The organism is Vibrio sp. 811 (assembly GCF_033339195.1).
Genome location: NZ_JAWOUB010000122.1, coordinates 1 through 1,041, shown reverse-complemented (window position 1 = coordinate 1,041; position 1,041 = coordinate 1). Strand labels below are relative to the sequence as shown.

Below are 1,041 nucleotides of genomic sequence, written 5' to 3'. Positions count from 1 at the left end.
GTGTCGTTCACCGCATTCACGGTGACGTTGACCGTCGCTTGGTCAGTCAGTGAACCATCCGTAACGGTGTAAGTGATTTCGGCGTCACCATGGAAGTTCTCAGCCGGTGTGAAGACCAGTTTGCCGTCAACAATCTCGACTGTCCCTTGCTCACCCGGCACAGATGCCGAGTCAATCGACAGCTTATCGCCATCAATATCGGTGTCGTTTGGCAGGACATCAATCGTCACTGGCGTGTCTTCGTCAGTAACGGCATTGTCATTGGTCGCCACTGGCGCATCATTCACTGGTGTGACATCGACGTTCACCGTGGTGGACTCTGATACCCCACCGGAGGTAACGATGTAGGTGAAGCTGTCAGCCCCGTGGTAGTTGTCGTTTGGCGTGTAAGTGACGCTGCCGTCCGGGTTGACCGAGACCGTGCCGTTGGCTGGGCCGTTATTGGTATCCAGCGACACCACTTTGTCGTCGCCTTCAAACGTGTCGTTACCTAGGACGTTAATGATGGTCGGCGTGTCTTCCACAACCGTCGCGCGGTCAGATTCAATATCTGCCACAGGCGCAACCATAAAGTTTACCGTTTGGCTGACGCTTTCACCGCTTGGATCAGTAGCCGTAAAGGTTAACGCTTCTGAGCCGTTCCAGTCTGCCGTTGGGCTAATGGTCGCGATGCCATTTTCTATTGAGACATTGACATTACTGTTACCTGAGACGCTAAACGTTAACTCACCATCGGCGTTATCCACATCACTGAAGGCCGTATTCAGATCGATGCTGTATGGCGTAAAGTCTTCCGCCAAGGTTTGGTCTGCAATGCTACTTTCAACCACAGGCGTGTCGTTCACCGCATTCACGGTGACGTTGACCGTCGCTTGGTCAGTCAGCGAACCATCGGTGATGGTGTAAGTGATTTCGGCATCACCATGGAAGTTCTCGGCCGGTGTGAACACCAGTTTGCCATCAACAATCTCAACTGTCCCTTGGTCACTCGGCACAGACGCCGAGTCAATACGTAATGTATCACCATCGATGTCAGTATCG

At 52.8% G+C, this 1,041-nt stretch carries 1 protein-coding gene; it reads right to left on the bottom strand.

Features of this window, described 5'->3' with window-relative positions; genetic code table 11:
- On the bottom strand, nt 1–1,041 hold a 1,041-nt coding region (locus tag R7Q46_RS25255; RefSeq protein WP_318077947.1), incomplete at both ends, for a tandem-95 repeat protein.